The sequence below is a fragment of the Acinetobacter sp. Tol 5 genome (assembly GCF_019702905.1).
Classification (GTDB): domain Bacteria; phylum Pseudomonadota; class Gammaproteobacteria; order Pseudomonadales; family Moraxellaceae; genus Acinetobacter; species Acinetobacter bereziniae.
Map to the genome: position 1 here is coordinate 1,137,404 of NZ_AP024708.1, position 18,081 is coordinate 1,155,484.

Below are 18,081 nucleotides of genomic sequence, written 5' to 3' on the forward strand. Positions count from 1 at the left end.
TTACTCAAAATCAACTCGGAGATAGCCCCTCGATTTAAAGGGACCAACTTTAGGTGTGTTGCCCGTTATACTGATTGGCCAAGCTTTAATGGTCACATTGGCGGGTTGTTGCTGCAGATTGAAAGGAATGACACTGTTTATATTATTGGGAATCAAAATGTTATTGTTTTGATCTGACATCTGAAATCCAATATCTGGATTATCAGAAATAATCATATTTCCGTTTGCTCTTTCTGCTTCAATTCGCAGTGTCAGCATAGCTTGCGCATTGATATTGGTACATTGGATTCCCAATGTTCGCGTTTGTACATTGACATTGCTTGGTTTATTTCCAGGACCTGCATTACTAAATGCATATGCCGGAATATCGCCAAAAGGAATTTCTACAATATCATTTGTTCCAATTTTACAGCTTTGAGGCACATTGACAGAACCACTATAACTCACTGTGTAAACAGGGAAAATTAATGGGTCGCCTGAGCCTATAGAGACATACACGGTAAACATGGTCTTTTTGGGAATAGGGACAAAGTCAATAAAGGGTTTGATCACTTTAAGCCTAAAGGTAAAGTTTGAATCCCTGACGCCAAAAGGTCTGCCTGCACTGACATTGGCGTCATAGCCCATCTGTACATAATTAGCAGGCGGATAAAAATCACCTGCATAACTGTCGGTAATTTTCATTGCGCCCAGCAAATAGTCATTAATGGGCAAATATTGATAACGACCTATTGTTTCAACAACTGGCAAATCAGTAACATAGCTACGTTTGGTTCTATTACCGCTGATGCCTGAACTGTGGGGTTCACATACTGCATATACTTGTGCCGAGAAGTTTTTTCTGATTTCTACAATTTGTCCAACAGCATTATTGGAACTACTGAAACTATTGGAAAGATCATAGAAAACTTCATCCACAACGCCTTGCCCTTTACTATTCCAGCATGAAATTGCAAAACACTGGGTAGAACCAAGTAATAATATGGAAGAGATTAAAAGCTTAACTTTCATAGACACTCTCCTTATTTACATTCAAGGTCAAATTGAATGACGGGTTTGGTTAAGTCCATTTCTGAAATATCGTAATTAGCCAAACATTTTCCTCCATCAGTTTCATTCCAATTTGCTTCTAACGTGCCTTTGAGTGGCAGCCCAGTTAAATAGACTCGACCATCATCTGCGACCATACTTCGGGCTGAACTTTCTATTTCAGATACATTACTTGCGTAAGGCAAAAATTTACCGTTGTGGGTTAAGCTAATGAGGGCTCGGATCCCGATGCTGGTATTAAAGTTTGCTCGGACAATAGCACCTTGAATGGGTACTACATTTTCGACGTTATTACTGATTTCAAGATTATTGCTGAAGCTATTTGAGTTGAGTGCAACACGATTGGCACGGTATTCAGTGGCATAAGGAACAATCGCATAGCCACGCCAATCTGTTTTCACACCAATATAATTTTCAATGTTGACCCCTTTGGCGCCCGGCGCTTTGACCAAAATTGAGGTAGCACCCAAGGGTTGACCAAAAGTAATACCATCACGATGGGCAAGTACACCACCTGAAGCGTTATAGGTAAATTGATTTGAGTTTTGATCATAGCTATAACCAGCACCAATGCTGCCGTAACGACCCTCATAATTTAAACTGACTGAACCGATACTGCCTTGGTTACTGACATGACCTTGGTTGATGCTATAACTTAAATTTCGGTCTTTGAGTAACGTTCCACTTAAACCCGTCAAGTAAGATTCATGACCATTCGAGTTTTGAGTGGTTGAAAAAGTACTATAGGCATTATTCAGAGGGCTATTTTGGAAGTTTGCTTTAGGCCATAATTTGTCCAGAGGGAAGGAAATATTCATGGCATACATGGTGTCAGTTTGATTGATTTCTGAATATTTGTTGCGACTGATTGAAAATGAATAATTCAATCCTTTCCATGAGTTTGCATAGCCAGCTTGAGCCCATTCGTTTTTCTTGTCGGTATCCCAATAGGTTTGTTGATTTCCTGAGACAAATAACGATCCATATTTTCCGAGTGAATGAGAGATATTGACTTCTAGACGTCCTTTTTTTGCGTTATATAAGTTGTAGTAGTCAGTAATGATCGGTGTATTGGATTGATTGCCATCATGAGTTTCAGAAAGTTCATAACCACTCATATTGTTATAGCTAACGTCATTCAGGGTATAAAAGCCCTTGGTTGAATAGCGATAACCAAGAAGTTGAAAAGTTGTACCTGAACTTAAAAGCGATTTTGAATATAAAAAGCGCAATGATTGACCACTATGCGTAGACTGATCGGCTAACTCACTGTTGGCATGCGTGAGATCAAAAGATAATGCACCGTACTTTCCAAGGTTTGCCCCTAAGCCAACCAGCGCACTTTTATATTTTTGAGAAAACTGGGTTCCAGCATATACAGAGATCCCATTCTTCAGCCCGTGGATTGCCGTGGCTTGTACAACTGAAGGATTATCCTGAGAATCTCTACCACTGCGATATTCTCCAAAAACAATACTGTATTTGGTTCGACCCTCACGTTGCAGGACTGGGAGCGTAGAATAGGGCACGACAAAGCTTTGTACTGAACCATCATTTTCTTCAATAGTCACCAAAAGATCCCCACTCATGGAAGTGGGATTCAAATCTTGGATATGAAAGGGTCCGGGTGCTACATTAATTTGATGGATTACATAACCATTTTGTTTAATGACAACCTTAGCATTGGTTTTAGCCACACCGCGTATCGTGGGTGCATAGCCTTGTTGACTGTCTGGATACATCGCACTCGAGGTTGATAAATGCACACCTCGATAACCAAAGCTGTCAAAAATCTCACCATTGGTTGAACCATCTCCAATAATTAATTGGCTTTTTAATGGAATAATTGTTTTTTGTAGATAGGTGTTTAAATTATTCCACTGATTATATGTTTTATCTGCATAACGATTATAGTTCCAGCTACTAGAGTGCCTCAATTGCCATGACCCAAGATTTATACCGCTGTCTAATCGTAAAAATAAACTGTTTGTATCCGTTTTTGAGTTGTCATAACCAGAAAGACTATAATTCGTGAATAGGCTATTGATCCCTTCATCCCATTGATCTGGAGGAATATAACCACGTATTTGGTTAAGTAATGCCGCTTGAGGCAAGCTAATCATTAATTTTTGTTTATCAAACTGAAATTGGCTGTTTGCACCGTCAATGATCGTACTAAAATCAGCACACTGTTTATGTGTAGACAATTGTTCATATTGACCAATATTTACGCCAAAACCTTGTAAAGTTTTCGTGTCTAAACAAGGAAATAAACCTGTAGTGTCCTGAGTGTCTTGCTTTTCAATAAAGTTAATATCACGAGTAAACATATATTGATCATTGACATATACGTCGACCCGATAAAGACCTGGTAATTGATGTGTAGATTTTTCAAATCTGGTTAAATCAGAAATTTGAGTATTGGATAAGTTGTCTGCCAAGAAAGCAGGGTTAAATACTTGCTCAGCATGACTGACCCGTATAGTGAAGATTGAAATGAGTAAAGTCATTGCAATCCCAAAGGGTGAAAGCGGAATATTTTTCCTCATACATACAGTGTTGTATGGTATTGAAAATAAACTATTCATAACGATTACTTCAGCTCTAAATCAACTTTAGGTGTCAAGCCACCATAATCATTGACTGTTTGATAACTTAAGTTGCGTCCTGATGCATTTGAAATTTTTGTTTCGGTGAAGGGTGATGCCATAACATTTGGCTGTTTCACACCATCTAGATAAAGGTTGACAAAAGAGACATGGTAGGGAGACGGATTATTGACCATTATATTTTCAGCCGTCTTTGAAAACTTGAGTGTTTCCAAACTGGCTTCTGGTTTTGTTTTTAAATTTGTCGGGCGAACAAAAAGCTTAATTCGAGATAACACAGCAAGTTGTAAAATATTTTTATCTGCTAATGTGGACTTATCAATCGAGGGAATTGCTTTGACATTGATCCAAAACACAGACTCGCGATCTTGAGCGAATTCAGATGTCGCTACATTGATGATTCTCAGTGTATTTTCAGTCTTTGCTTCAGCAACAAACAAAGGTGGAGTAATTAAGAAATCCTTAGTTTTGTTATCACGATGATCTTCAACCCATGCATTAATTAAAAAGCGTTCTTTGTTATTGCTATTAATAATAGGAAGTGAAACTTGTTTTGCATCGATTGGGTAAATGACACGAGTAGAACCTAGAGATATTCCGCCTAAACCGTCAGTGTTGGCAAAACCTGTGGAAGACAAGCAGGCTAAGGTTATATTCAAAATACCCTTTTTTAATAAGTTGAAGTTCATATAAACCCTTAGAATTTATTTATGGATAAAAAACAGAAATTAAAACATGCTGTGAGGGTGTGAAAGGTTCTTCAATTGATTGATTAAGAAAAACATTTACACTCTTTTCCCTAATGTTTTTATCATTTTTAGGTAACGCCACAGATTGGATAAGTCGCTGCCCTAAGCTGATATATTCATCGCCCTGAATATTAATTTCTTTATCAAAATCATTTTTTGCTTGAGGCGTGGTAAAGAAAATCTCATGTGTATGCTTATTGGCTTCAGATAAACCGATCGCAAGATTATCGTAGATGCTCATAGGGCATAACGAAAAATGAATTTGAACAGGTAAGTACGGAGTTTCAGTTGTCACTCTGGCTTTTTCTACAGAAACAGCGCAACTTTCATGAACTAAAACTCCACGAAAATGAGCTCGCCCACCAAATACATAACTATCAGCATGAATATGAGAGCAGACCAATATTCCAGCGAACAACGTTATATATTTTTTCATGATGAATAAGCCCATTGTGTTTACTACGTCATAATTACTTTTGGAAAATAATTAATTTTTTGAGCAAAGAATTATTCATATTTCACAACAAATGTTGCATCAGCATTGGCTTGACCAGGTGTAGATAGAGGTGGTCCCACATGTTTGAACAACTAAAAGCTTATTTATAAGTGATACTCTGCTCTAGTTAAGCTACCTTATTTTGTTGTGGTAGCTGGTCATAGTAAAACTCATCTGGAGTCATTTTGTCCAGACTCGAATGAGGTCGTTTCAAATTATAAAATTCAAAATATGCGTTTAATTGCTTCTTCGCATCCAAAACATTGCTGTAGGCTTTGAGATACACCTCTTCATATTTAACGCTCCGCCATAATCGTTCAACCATCACATTATCAACCCATCGACCTTTACCATCCATGCTGATTTGGATGTCATTTGATTTCAATACATCAATAAATGCATCACTGGTAAACTGACTGCCTTGGTCTGTATTAAATATTTCAGGTCGACCATATTTTTCAATAGCTTCATTTAATGTTTCTATGCAAAATGTAACCTCCATACTAATCGATACTCTATGCGCAAGTACCTTGCGGCTATGCCAATCAATCACAGCACATAAATAAACAAAGCCTTTTGCCATAGGGATATACGTTATATCCGTAGACCACACTTGATTACTGCGCTGAATAGCCAATCCTTTGAGCAGATATGGATATTTGCGGTGAGCTTGATTAGCCTGGCTTAAATTTGGTTTGCAATATAACGCATTAATGCCCATTTTCTTCATTAAAGTACGTGTATGACGTCGTCCTATATGATGTCCTTGACGATTCAACAAATCACGCATCATACGGCTACCTGCAAAAGGGTATTGCATATGTAACTCATCCATACACCGCATCAGCTTCAGATCTGATGCACTCACAGGTTTTGGGCGATAGTAATAACAACCACGGGAGACTTTCAGCAGCTGAGCTTGCTTAGATACTGAAATCTGAAGTGAGTCATCGATTAACTTTTGTGGTTGAAGCGGCCCAGTTTCTTCAACACACCTTCTAAAAAATCAATTTCTAATGCCTGCTCACCGATTTTTGCATGTAGTTTTTTTAGATCGATGGGTGGTTCTGTTGGAGCTTTTGATTGATCGAAAGCTTGCGAGGAAGCTGAAATCAGTTGATTTTTCCAGTCGATAATTTGGTTTTGATGAACATCAAATTCAGCACTCAATTCAGCAAGTGTTTTTTCTGCTTTAATCGCAGCAAGTGCTACCTTAGCTTTAAAATCATTTGAATGATTTCTTCTTGGTCTACGTGCCATAAAATACTCCATATATTGATGTTTATAACATCATTTGGGGAGCAAAATATCACTTATAAGTGTTGTTCAAATTTCCTGATCCACCTCTCTTTGAAGGAGTCTTGGAGATTAAAGTGAAATCTAATTTTGAGTAAAATATGTGTTTAAGTTTGCTTCAATCGAAAAATGAGTATCAACCACGACAAGCATTTCGCAGTAACTAACATATTTTCCTTTTAAATTTCTATAGGCTACATACGTTTATCAAGATATTGCTTTCTCCACTCAGAAGGAGAAAATCCTGTCCATCCACGAAAAGCACGATTGAATGAGGTTTGATCTTTATATGCTAATAAAAATGCAATTTCAGTGATCGCTAACTTCTCGTTTTTTAAATGCTTTTTTGCCAAATTTTTGCGTGCATTGGCAAGGATTAATTTAAAAGATGAACCTCTGTCTCTTAAATCTCGTTGTAACATCCTTGGGCTAAGATTTAATGATCGCGCAACAAAATTAATCTGAACATTGTTATGCTCAAGTGCTTGGATCACACTTAAATTTACCAATTCAATCAATGAATCTTGTTTAGGCATCTGTTTCAGTAGAATATTGGCATGATCTGACAAAATTTCAAATAATGTCGGGTCATAGCATTTGAGTTTAGCCTTTAATAGCGTATTTGAAAAAACGATTTTGGTTTGTTCTGTATTAAAGTAAACAGGGCAGTTAAAAAGTTGGGTATATTTTTCAATATTCTCTGGCTCTGGAATTGCCAAATCAAGACGGTGAAAAGCATTTTCAGCAGAATCCATCAATTGTTGTAAGTGATGATAGATAATAGAGACTTGCATCTCTTCAACAATTGACGTTTCTTTAATATATAAACCCGCTTTTACATATGCTGGTTTTTCCCAAGAGATTGAAAAAAAATCTTCATCAAAATCAATTTTTTTAGGGATGTAATTAAACCATAAGCGTTCATACTTCGAAAGTATTTCGATATAGTCAGCGAAGGTGTCACATGACTGGGCAATATATGCCACAATGCCAATATGGTTAGCCTGAACCAAAGCACCAATCTCTAAGCCTAAGCCTTCTTTGGGATATTGTTCATTGATGTCTTTGATTTTATTGAGCCATTCTCCAAAAGGAATATGGTCATTAAATGTGCTGTTATAGCTTTTAGGTGAATCTAAGCCATGTTTTTTACAAAAATCATCTAATAAAAGTGTTAAACTATTACGAACGCTTTTAATTTTTAAAAAAGACTTCATAATTTCTCCAAGTTTCCAATTGACTTGATCGTAAATTGGGCTTAATATGCTGAAAAATTTGTAAGGGAACTTCACCCATCAAATTTAGGTAAACTGATTTGGTTGCCTAAAAAATTGACAAACCGTACTATTGATAAAATCAACCTGATTTACCAAAAATTGAAATATTGTTAAGACTTAAAACTGCATATTCTTTTGCTCTAAATCATATACATGCTCCTAAAATTGAAGGGTGGTAATTATATACCTGTTGGTAAAATTTAAGCATGATGTTTTCTCATTCATATTGAATAGAAAATTGCATTTTTGCATTGCCAATACCAGGCTCTGCTGTGTCCTTAGTCACAATATAATTGGCATAAAACATCAATGATGCATTTCCATTGGCATCGGCTGTGATTGGCTTACTTTTTGTCCCCAATACCACCCTATTCTTATCTTTGTCGCTAATTTCAATGGCAACATTTTTGGCTTTTTTCGGCACATTATCTATGGCAAGTAACTGAGTATCGACAGTATCATTGGTTCCTGTAAAGGTGATAGTGACAAGACCATTTGCGGGGCAGCTACTGACATCAAAAGGAATCTGAACGCGTGGGGAACGATCATCTTTATACATTCCTTTGCCCAGTCTGATGGTTCCGAGTTCTATTTTTTTATCTTGTGCAGTACTTAACACGCCACAGGTCTTTTCTGTAACAGTACCTGAAAGGTTAAGATTAATTGCATCTAATTTTATATTATTTGCATTTGCTGTTAAGGAGTAACTTAAATAAAAGACGCTCATTACAGATATGATATATTTACTTAGATTTTGCATCTTATTCTCCTAGGGAAAGTCAATCCGTATATATGCTCTGGAATTAAAAGGTCCAAGTGCTGGTTTATTTCCTGTAATACTGACTGGCCAAGCTTTGAAAGATATGGTCGCGTTTTGGTTTTGATTCAACAGAAATTCAGAAAAACTGGATAAATTGTTTGGAATCAAAGTTTTGCCATTGAGGTCTGAAATTTTAAAGCCGACATCATCATTGTTAGAGACCAACATGTCCCCTTGAGATTTTTCAGATTCAATACGGAAAGTCAGTGTTGCCGCAGCATTCATGTTGGAACACTGTACGGAGACACTTCTGGTTTGTGGATCGATAGAAGCGGGTTTATTGCCTGCGCCTGCTTGGTTAAATTCAGAGGCAAGAATGTCACCAAATTTAATATCTAAAACTGTTCCAGAATCAATGCTACAAGACTGTGGTGCAATAATTCGTCCAGTATAACTGATGGTATATACGGGGTAAGAGAGTGGATCAGTAGGGTTAGTGGTCACATAAACGGTAAACATGGTTTTTGATGGAATGGATACACTGCCTACAAAGGGTTTAACCACTTTCAGGCGAAAGCGTAAGTTTGAGTCATTTACAGGAAAAGACCCTCCCGTACTTACGTTAGGATGACTACCCATATTTATTCGAGCTGGAGGATGAAATGTACCAATAGCACTATCATTAATTTGCATTGCACCCAACAAATATTCATTGATTCGTATAAATTGATAAGCACCAATTTTTTCAACGATTGGCTCATTGGTTACATAAGCACGATTAGTAAAATTATACGATGTACTTGATGGATCGCATCGGGCTTCAAGTGTTTCGGAAAAATTCCTGATCAAATCTTTTATTTGTCCTGCGGCATTATTACTCGAAGTAAATGTATCCGATAAATTGTAATTAACTGAATCAACAAAATTCTTTCCTTTTGCATTCCAGCATTGTCGTGCAAAGGATTGAGTTGAACTAATGAACAGGAGTGAGAGTAATAAATATTTGAATTTCATCGTGTAGAGCTTGTGGCTTAAAAAATTGCGAATAATCTGAGAGCATATTTCAGCAGCATAAAGGGTTAGAGCATTTAACTTTGGACTGAATGCTGGCGTATATAAATACCCTTGATACGTTAAATATCGAGGTTTGATTGGACTGAACACGTATGTCGTGTGATTTTTCATATTTCAATCCTATGGGAAATCAATTCGGATAAATGCTCTGGAATTAAAAGGACCAAGTGCAGGTTTTTTCCCTGTTACACTGACTGGCCATGCTTTAAAAGATATGGTCGCATTTTGGTTTTGATTCAATTGAAACTCAGAAGTGCTTAATAAATTATTTTGAATCAATACTTTATTATTAAGATTTGAAATTTTAAAACCGATATCATTATTGTTTGAGACCAACATCTCGCCTTGAGACTTTTCTGATTCGATACGGAAGGTGAGTGTTGCTGCAGCATTCATGTTTGAACATTGAACTGAGACACTTCTAGTTTGTGGGTCGACAGAATTGGGTTTATTGCCTGCACCTGCTTGTGCAAATTCAGAGGCAAGAATATCGCCAAATTTAATTTCTAAAACCTTGCCTGAATCGATGGTACAAGACTGTGGTGCAATAATTCGTCCACTGTAGCTAATGGTATATACTGGATAGTAGAGTGGATCGTTATGTGATGTGGTGACATAAACAGTAAACATCGTTTTTGATGGAATTGATACATTGCCTACAAAGGGTTTAATTACTTTAAGGCGTAATGTTAAATTTGAGTCTCTTACCAGAAAGGGATTACCGTCATCAACATTGGGATCTCTGCCCATAGATTTGCGCGCAGGAGGATAAAATTCACCTATCGCACTATCATTTATTCGCATTGCTGCCAGCAAATATTCATTAATTTGCATATACTGGTAATCACCTTCTCTTTGAACAATTCCTTGCTCGGCTATATATGCACGAACAGTTATACTTTGCCCCCCAGGATACGAAGCAGATGTGCATTGGGCTTTGATGTCCGTGTTAGGATTTATAGTGATCTCATGTATTTGCCCTATAGCATTATTACCCTGAGAAAAGGTTCTCGATAAGTCATAATTAACTTTATCGACTATATTGTAACCTTTGGCATTCCAACATTGTCGTGCATAAGATTGGGTGGAACTGACCATAAGAAGCGAGAGTAGTAAGTATTTAAGTTTCATTTTGTTCAGCCCCTTATTGACATTCAAGTTCAAATTGAACAACAGGTTTAGTCAAATCCATTTGAGAAATGTCATAAGCTGTGCTGCATTTTTCACTGGAGTTTCCGCCCCAATAAGCTTCTAAGGTGCCTTTAAGTGGTAAGCCAGTTAAGTAGACACGACCGTCATCAGCAACCATACTACGGGTAGAACTTTCTGTTTCGATCACACTGCTGGCATAAGGTACAGGTTTGCCATCATGTGATAAGGTCACCAGTGCTCGAACACCGATACTGGTATCAAAGGTTGCTCGAACAATGGCGCCTTTAATTGGAACGACATGTTCAACGTTGTTACGAATTTCCAGATTATTACTAAAGCTGTCTGAGTTCAGTGCGACACGGTTAGAGCGATATTCATTGGCATAAGGCACAATCGCATAACCACGCCAGTCAGTTTTAACGCCAATTTGATTTTCAATATTGACGCCTTTTGCCCCAGATGCTTTGACTAAGATAGAGCTTGAACCTAAAGGTTGACCAAAGGTAATCCCGTCACGATGAGCAAGCACGCCACCTGATGCGCTATAGGTAAACTGATTGGAATCTTTTTCATAGCTATAACCCGCGCCTACATTACCGTAGCTGCCGTTATAGGTCACATTTAAAGAGCCAATGTCACCTTGTTGGCTGACTTTGCCTTGGTTAAAGCTATAACTTAAATTTCGATCTTTCAGCAAAGTACCACTGACACCTGCCATATAGGTTTCATCACCATTCGAGTTTTGTGTACTTGAAAACGATGCATAACTATTCTGGATTGGATTGTCAGTAAATTTTGCCTTTGCTAACACCTTGTCTAAAGGAAAAGAAAGGTTCATGGTATACATGGTGTCAGTAATGTCACGCGCAGAGTATTTATTGCGACTGACCGAAAATGAATAGTTTACGGTTTTCCAAGAGTTAGAGTAACCTGCTTGTAACCACTCATCTTTTTTATCGGTGTTCCAGTAAGTTTGTTGGTTTCCTGAAATAAATAGAGAACCGTAGTCTCCAAATGAGTGTGAAATATTGAGTTGGAAGCGACCTTTTTTGGCATTATTTAAATTATAGTAGTCTTCAATATTGGGAAGATCAGTTTGATCTTTACCTGTATTGTAGCCACTCATGTTTTTATTGGTGACATCATTTAAGGTGTAGAAACCTTTGGTCGAATAGCGATAGCCTAAAAGCTGAAAAGTGGTACCCGAGCTTAGTAGTGATTTTGAATATAAAAAACGTAATGATTGACCACTAGATGAACTTTTATCTGCTAACTCACTGTTGGCATGGGTAATATCAAACGAGAAAGCACCGTAGTGTCCAAGATTTGCACCTAAACCCAATAAAAAACTTTTATATTTTTGGGAAAGCTGAGTACCAGAATAAACCGTCATGCCACTGTTCAATCCATGGATCGCTGTTGCTTGTGCGATAAAAGGATTGTCTTGGTTTCTTAATCCACTTCGATACTCACCAAGCGCAATACTGTATTTGGTACGATCTTCACGTTGTAAAATAGGTAGTGTTGAGAACGGCACTTTAAAGGTTTGTAGAGAGCCATCATTTTCTTCAATGGTCACGACCAAGTCACCATTTAAAGACGCTGTATTGATGTCTTCAATTTTAAAAGGACCAGGCGCAACGTTGATTTGATGAACCACATAACCATTTTGCTTAATGACCACTTTGGCATTGGTTTTCGCAACACCACGGATCGAAGGCGCATAGCCTTGTTGGCTATCTGGATACATGGCATCAGATGTAGACAAATGAACACCTCTGTAGCCAAAGCCGTCAAAAATCTCACCTGAAGTTGTACTATCACCGATGATGAGTTGACTTTTGATTGGGGCTACGATGGTTTGCGCATAAGTGTTTAAGTCATTCCATTGGTTTGAAGATTTGCCTTGGTGAGAGTTGTAACTCCAACTTCCAGAGTGCCTAAATTGCCATGCGCCAATATTGAGCCCATTGTCCAAACGTAAAAATGCGCTATTGGAATCTGTTTTAGAGTTGTTATAACCTGAGATATTATAATTGAGAAATAAACCATTGATGCCTTCATCCCATTGATCTGGTGAGATATAACCTCTGACCTGATTCATGAGCGATATTTGTGGCAGACTAATATTGAGTTTTTGTTTGTCAAAGTGGAATTGGGTTGTTGCACCTTCAATAATCGAGGTGAAATCTACACATTGTTGAGTGGTATCTGCAAAGCCTTCATATTGGGCAATATTGACACCAAAACCCTTTAAGGTTTTGATGTCTAAACAAGGCAATAAGCCTGTAGAGTCCTGAGCGTCAGCACTCTCAATAAAATTAATATCACGTGTAAATGCATATTGATCATTGACATATACATCGACACGATACACACCAGGTAACTGATGGGTGGACTTATCAAATCTGCTTAAGTCGGAGATTTGTGTGTCAGGCAACCCATCTGACAGGAATTCAGGGTTAAACACTTGTTCAGCATGACTCTCTCTCACCATCACTGCGGATATAAGCATCGTTATCGCCATACCCATCGGGTATCGCTTAATAATTTTCCTTATACGTAACGTATTGGATGATGTTAAATGTAGAGTATTCATATGCTTACTTCAGTTCTAAATTCACTTTAGACGTTAAACCACCATAATCATTGACTGTTTGATAGCTCAAGCTACCGCCAGAGCTGTCTGCGATTTTTGTCTGCGTTAATGGAGGGGCCATCACATTGGGTAATTTTTTGTCATCTAAATAAAGATTGACAAAAGACACATGGTAGGGAGATGGGTTATTGACTGTAATACCGTCAGCAGTTTTAGAAAACTTGAGTGTATTCAATGAGTCTTCAGCTTTAGTGGTTAAACCTGTAGGTCGAATAAAAAGTTTGATGCGAGATAAAACCGCAAGCTGTAAAACATTCTTATCGGTCAATGTTGACTTATCAATCGAGGGAATCGCTTTGACATTGATCCAAAACACAGATTCACGATCTTGAGGGAGATTCGGTGCCACATTGATAATACGTAAGGTATTTTCAGCGTTCGCTTCAGCAACAAATAAGGGTGGCGTAATCAGAAAATCTTTAGATTTATTCTCTGAAGAATCTTCTACCCATGCATTGATCAAGAAGCGCTCTTTGCTATTGCTGTTAATGATCGGCAAAGAAACTTGTTTTGCATCGGTTGGATAAATCACACGGGTTGCACCCAGTGAAATACCACCAGAACCATTGGTGTTTGCAAAACTTGTCGCAGTCATACAGGCTAAGGTTATACCAAGAAGACCTTGTTTAAATAAGTTCAAGTTCATATAAACCTTTAGAATTTACTTATGGATAAAAAATAGAAATTAAAAAATGTGGTGCTTGAGTAGGTGAATCTTCAAAAGGCTTATTTAAGTAAACACGTACACTTTTTGGTGATTCATCGTCATAATGTTTAGGTAGATCAATATGTTGGATAAATCTTTCACCTAAACGTTTATGTTCAGCACTTTGAATATTAATTTCTTTATCAAACTCACTTTTTGTTTGTGCTGTGGTGGTAAACATCTCTTTTTTTAACTGATTGGGTTCAGATAAACTGATGATGAGATTGCTATAGTAGTCAACAGAACAGGTTGAAAAGTTAATTTGAATAGGGGATTGGGGAGCTCTAGTCGAAGTATCAACAATACTCTCAATCGAAATTGAGCAACTTTGATTGAGCAAAGCCCCCAGAAATTGAGCTTTTCCACCAAATACATAACTTTCAGCATAAATATGAGTGCTAACCAATATCCCAGCAATCAGGGCTATATATTTTTTCATGGGTAAAATAAGCTCATTTAGTCAATTGCTTAGAAATTATTCTCGAAAGAATAATTACTCATATTTCACAGTAAAGGTTGCGCTTGCATTTGCTTGACCTGGTGTAGTGGCAGCAGCTGTAGAAACATAACGCGCGCTGAACTTAAGTGAGTTGTCACCAGTGGTAAGTGTTTTTGCTGTTGAGTAAATTGCACCCGTTAAGCCAAGTACTTTTGCAGTATGATCCGCAATTTCAATACCGACATTTTTTGCAGCTGTACCGTTTGCATCAGCAGCAGACACTGCCAATAAATCAGCACCAGCTGTGCCGCCTACAGCGGTACCTTGGAATGCAACCGCCGCAGTTGCTTGAACTGCAGTGTCACAGTCGACAAGTTTGATTTCAAAAGGTACTGGAGTCGTTTTATCACCCGCATTTTTAAAGTTGGCTGTACGAACTTGACCGAGTGTTACGGTTTGATTCGCAGAGCTTGTGCTGACTGCGCATGCAGCATTGACAAGATCGCCTGTAAAGTTGACTGTTCCACCTTTTACTTCAACAGGAGCAGCTAAAGCAGATGCAGAAACACCGAATGTAGAGATTGCGATTAGACCTAATGTACTAAATTTCATAGTAAAACCTATTCGTTAAAAAAATTGATATTCAACACTTTCTTTTTTGTTTATCGACTTCATTTGTTATGGCATCAATAAACTCTGTTTATTCGTACTGTTTTTTAAAAATAGTGACAGATGTAATAAACACACGAACATATTGATATTTACCGCAAGGGAAAACTTTGTATTTTGAACGCGATTAGATTGTATTTAACGACGATTATTATTTTTGTGACTTTATTTTTATTAATTATTATTATTGTGAATTAAGTCTCTAATTTTGTTTATTTTTAATGTTTAAAATCATGATTTAAATTTAAAATTATTATTTAATATTATGTAGATAATGAAAATTATATGTGAAAAATATTATATTTAAAATGGTTTTGAAATATTAATTTATTACGGTATTGTAATTTTATAAAAAGGCATGCATTTGTTTAGTATTTTTTAATTTAAATTAAAATTTATTATTGTAGTTTTTTAAACAGAAACTGGTGGCTGAAAATTTATTTATTTGAGATTGTGGTTTTTGAATAATACATATTTACAAGGCTTAAATGAAAATACTTTTAATCCGTTAAAAAAATAATTTTAGCCGCATTCTTTGGATGACTTGATGCCTCATTTGTTTAAAAAAAATTAACGATCATATAAGTTGCGTGTGTATTGATGCTGTGGCTATATTTGCATTCATTAATTGTTATGTTATAACATAACAATTAATTATTGGTGATTGAACATTGTCTTTTGAGTTTGGATATCAGTGAAATGAAACGATGCTACTTTATTGGATTGATTGGATGCGTTTCGGCATGTAGTCAAACCGGATTAGACTCAAAACAACAGTTAATGACCACCAACCCACCATTATCTAAGCTCGTTAGGACAAATCATCAAGTAGATAAACAGCCTATCAAAAACGTGCCGGCTTCCTTTTTGGTGTGGGAGCAAGATGCAGTTAACCAACAAGCGATTGAACATTATAAAAAATTTTTAAAACAACAAGGCATACATACTTATGTGCCTAATTTTGAGTTTTTCCAAACTGCGAGAGATTGGCAAAGATGCAATGCAACTGAATTTGAAATTCCTCCTCAAGCGTTGTGGCGCAATATCGTGCCTACACTCAACATTCTGGACCAGCTGATTGATCAGCAGATTTTGAATGATTTCACAGTGACTTCAGTTTATCGAAATTTAAATCTCAACCGATGCGCCAATGGTGCAAGCGCTTCAAAACATATTTTTAATGCGGCTTTAGACTTTCGAATTGGTTCTGAAATGCCAGATGAAAAAGAATTGGTTGTTATTCAAGGCACAAAAATAAAACTTTGCAAGTTTTGGCATGACTATGGTCAACAACTCAATATGGGTTTAGGCGTCTATCCATCGGGGCAAATCCATATTGATAGTGCAGGTTATCGCACTTGGGGAGCAGATCATCGTTATCACTCATCTCCATGTATGAATACTTTTCTAAACAATCATAAAAAGCAGGATCAATAAAAATGAAACAAGCTCAGGCGCAGCAAATGCTTTTGCAAATTTTACAGGCAGAACATAAGGCAATGAGCGCATATCAACTTTTGGAAAAAGCCAAGCCTTATGGTTTTCAAGCCCCTATGCAGATTTATAGAGTACTTAAACAACTGTGTGAGCAGAAACTTATTATTAAACTGAATAGTTTAAATCTATATATCGCCACAGTTGCAAATTTGGAAACGCCTTATCAAATCTTAACGGTCTGTACCCATTGTCAACAGGTGCAAAGTATTGTCATTCCCCATTTTGACAGATGTGTCAAACAATCCTTAAACGCAAAAAAATTTAACGCCAAATGTGAATATTTAGAAGTCCTCGGTCAGTGTTTTGCGTGTGTATCGGCGCATGAAAACCATACAATTTTAAAGTGAGAATGCCAATGAATAACTTATTAGCCACTCCCCAAAAGCTTCCTGTCACTGTTTTATCAGGTTTCTTAGGTGCTGGAAAAACGACTTTACTGAATCATATCTTGAATAATCGTGAGGGTCGCAAGATTGCAGTGATCGTCAATGATATGTCTGAGGTCAATATTGATGCTGCTTTAGTTCGAGAGGGCGGTGCAGAACTTTCACGGACCGATGAAAAGTTGGTTGAAATGAGTAATGGTTGTATTTGTTGTACCTTAAGAGAAGACTTATTGGTTGAAGTCCGACGTTTGGCAGAGGAGCAGCGCTTTGATCAATTGGTGATTGAATCTACAGGTATTTCTGAACCTTTACCAGTTGCAGAAACCTTTACTTTTGAAGATGAAAATGGCATTTCACTGAATGAATTTGCCCGTCTTGATACGATGGTGACTGTGGTTGATGCCTATAATTTTTTAAAAGACTATAGCTCTCTGGATAGTTTACAAGCGAGAGGCGAGTCATTAGGGGAACATGATAGTCGTAATGTGGTTGATTTATTGATTGATCAAATTGAGTTTTGTGATGTGATTGTGCTGAATAAAATTGATTTGATTCAGCCACCCGAGCAGGACAAGCTGTTTAAAATTTTACAATCGTTGAACCCCCGAGCAAAAATTGAAGTTTCTGAATTTGGTCAAGTGAATTTGGATCGAATATTGAATACTCATTTATTTGATTTTTATGAAGCCGCACAAGCGCCGGGTTGGCTTAAAGAACTGCGCGGTGAACATACCCCCGAAACAGAAGAGTATGGTATTCAAAGTTTTGTTTATCGTGCTAGACGACCATTTCATCCGCAAAGGTTCTTTGATTTTATTCAAACTGAATGGCAAGGTGTCATTCGTTCCAAAGGTTACTTTTGGTTGGCATCAAATCCTGAATTAGCCGGATCTTGGTCACAAGCGGGTGCGTTGGCAAGACATGGGGTGGCTGGATATTGGTGGGCAGCCGTTTCTGATGAACATTGGCCAGAAGATCAACACAGTCTGGATGTCATTCAGGGAAATTGGGATGAACAAACAGGTGATGCTCGCCAAGAAATTGTTTTAATTGGACTGGATATGAATCAATCTGAATTAATTAATCAATTGGATGCATGTTTGTTGACGGATACAGAAATGGCATTGGGTGCAGAAAAATGGCAAACTTTTGATAATCCATTTAGTGGTTGGGCGGATTCTATCACAAGCCATTAATCCATGATGTATAGCTCAGTCAGTGTCTAGTTGTGATTGTGGTTTAAAAGGAGTGCTTTTAGTTAA

General features: G+C 37.3%; 16 protein-coding genes. 3 read left to right on the forward strand and 13 right to left on the reverse strand.

What is annotated here, in order from left to right:
* From TOL5_RS05290 to fimA, 13 genes are all read right to left on the reverse strand, one after another.
* On the reverse strand, positions 1-1,011 hold the full coding sequence (locus tag TOL5_RS05290; protein ID WP_009586693.1) for a fimbrial adhesin FimH: 1,011 nt from the start codon (positions 1,009-1,011) through the stop codon (positions 1-3).
* 11 nt (positions 1,012-1,022) lie between these two features.
* Positions 1,023-3,638 (reverse strand): outer membrane usher protein FimD, encoded by a 2,616-nt coding sequence (gene fimD, locus TOL5_RS05295; RefSeq protein WP_121774667.1) that lies wholly within the window; start codon positions 3,636-3,638, stop codon positions 1,023-1,025.
* A gap of 5 nt (positions 3,639-3,643) precedes the next feature.
* Positions 3,644-4,348, reverse strand: a complete 705-nt coding sequence (locus TOL5_RS05300) for a fimbria/pilus periplasmic chaperone (protein ID WP_009586743.1) — start codon at positions 4,346-4,348, stop codon at positions 3,644-3,646.
* Positions 4,349-4,367: 19 nt separating this feature from the next.
* Positions 4,368-4,844 (reverse strand): hypothetical protein, encoded by a 477-nt coding sequence (locus TOL5_RS05305; RefSeq protein WP_227543989.1) that lies wholly within the window; start codon positions 4,842-4,844, stop codon positions 4,368-4,370.
* Positions 4,845-5,031: 187 nt separating this feature from the next.
* A protein-coding gene (locus tag TOL5_RS05310) for an IS3 family transposase (protein ID WP_085944219.1) occupies positions 5,032-6,176 on the reverse strand; the annotation gives its coding sequence in 2 pieces (ribosomal slippage) (positions 5,032-5,912 and positions 5,912-6,176; 1,146 coding nt in all).
* A gap of 218 nt (positions 6,177-6,394) precedes the next feature.
* Positions 6,395-7,417, reverse strand: a complete 1,023-nt coding sequence (locus tag TOL5_RS05315; RefSeq protein ID WP_121773800.1) for a helix-turn-helix domain-containing protein — start codon at positions 7,415-7,417, stop codon at positions 6,395-6,397.
* Positions 7,418-7,694: 277 nt separating this feature from the next.
* The gene (locus tag TOL5_RS05320; protein ID WP_042088389.1) at positions 7,695-8,237 is read right to left on the reverse strand and encodes a fimbrial protein; all 543 of its coding nucleotides are present in this window, start codon (positions 8,235-8,237) and stop codon (positions 7,695-7,697) included.
* Positions 8,238-8,246: 9 nt separating this feature from the next.
* Complete coding sequence (locus TOL5_RS05325) at positions 8,247-9,422, reverse strand: fimbrial protein (RefSeq protein ID WP_316249480.1); 1,176 nt, start codon at positions 9,420-9,422, stop codon at positions 8,247-8,249.
* A gap of 9 nt (positions 9,423-9,431) precedes the next feature.
* Positions 9,432-10,442 (reverse strand): fimbrial protein, encoded by a 1,011-nt coding sequence (locus TOL5_RS05330; protein ID WP_221260670.1) that lies wholly within the window; start codon positions 10,440-10,442, stop codon positions 9,432-9,434.
* 13 nt (positions 10,443-10,455) lie between these two features.
* A complete protein-coding gene (gene fimD, locus TOL5_RS05335; RefSeq protein WP_035301509.1) occupies positions 10,456-13,062 on the reverse strand; it encodes an outer membrane usher protein FimD in 2,607 nt (868 codons plus the stop codon).
* A gap of 4 nt (positions 13,063-13,066) precedes the next feature.
* The gene (locus tag TOL5_RS05340; protein ID WP_042088393.1) at positions 13,067-13,768 is read right to left on the reverse strand and encodes a fimbria/pilus periplasmic chaperone; all 702 of its coding nucleotides are present in this window, start codon (positions 13,766-13,768) and stop codon (positions 13,067-13,069) included.
* Positions 13,769-13,787: 19 nt separating this feature from the next.
* Positions 13,788-14,267, reverse strand: coding sequence for a hypothetical protein (locus tag TOL5_RS05345; protein WP_005033145.1), 480 nt, complete (start codon positions 14,265-14,267; stop codon positions 13,788-13,790).
* Positions 14,268-14,321: 54 nt separating this feature from the next.
* Positions 14,322-14,879: a type 1 fimbrial major subunit FimA gene (fimA, locus tag TOL5_RS05350; protein WP_058971861.1), complete on the reverse strand. Its 558-nt coding sequence runs from the start codon at positions 14,877-14,879 to the stop codon at positions 14,322-14,324.
* A gap of 756 nt (positions 14,880-15,635) precedes the next feature.
* On the opposite strand from fimA, the gene TOL5_RS05355 reads away from it, so the two are divergent.
* Genes TOL5_RS05355 through zigA form a run of 3 tightly spaced genes read left to right on the forward strand, consistent with a single transcriptional unit; the run spans position 15,636 to position 18,015 of the window.
* On the forward strand, positions 15,636-16,373 hold the full coding sequence (locus tag TOL5_RS05355; RefSeq protein ID WP_121773801.1) for a D-Ala-D-Ala carboxypeptidase family metallohydrolase: 738 nt from the start codon (positions 15,636-15,638) through the stop codon (positions 16,371-16,373).
* 2 nt (positions 16,374-16,375) lie between these two features.
* Complete coding sequence (locus tag TOL5_RS05360; protein WP_009586718.1) at positions 16,376-16,780, forward strand: hypothetical protein; 405 nt, start codon at positions 16,376-16,378, stop codon at positions 16,778-16,780.
* An 8-nt stretch (positions 16,781-16,788) separates the two neighbouring features.
* Positions 16,789-18,015 carry a zinc metallochaperone GTPase ZigA gene (gene zigA, locus TOL5_RS05365; protein WP_121773810.1) on the forward strand — a complete coding sequence of 409 codons (1,227 nt, stop codon included), beginning with the start codon at positions 16,789-16,791 and terminating at the stop codon, positions 18,013-18,015.
* Positions 18,016-18,081: the final 66 nt, after the last annotated feature.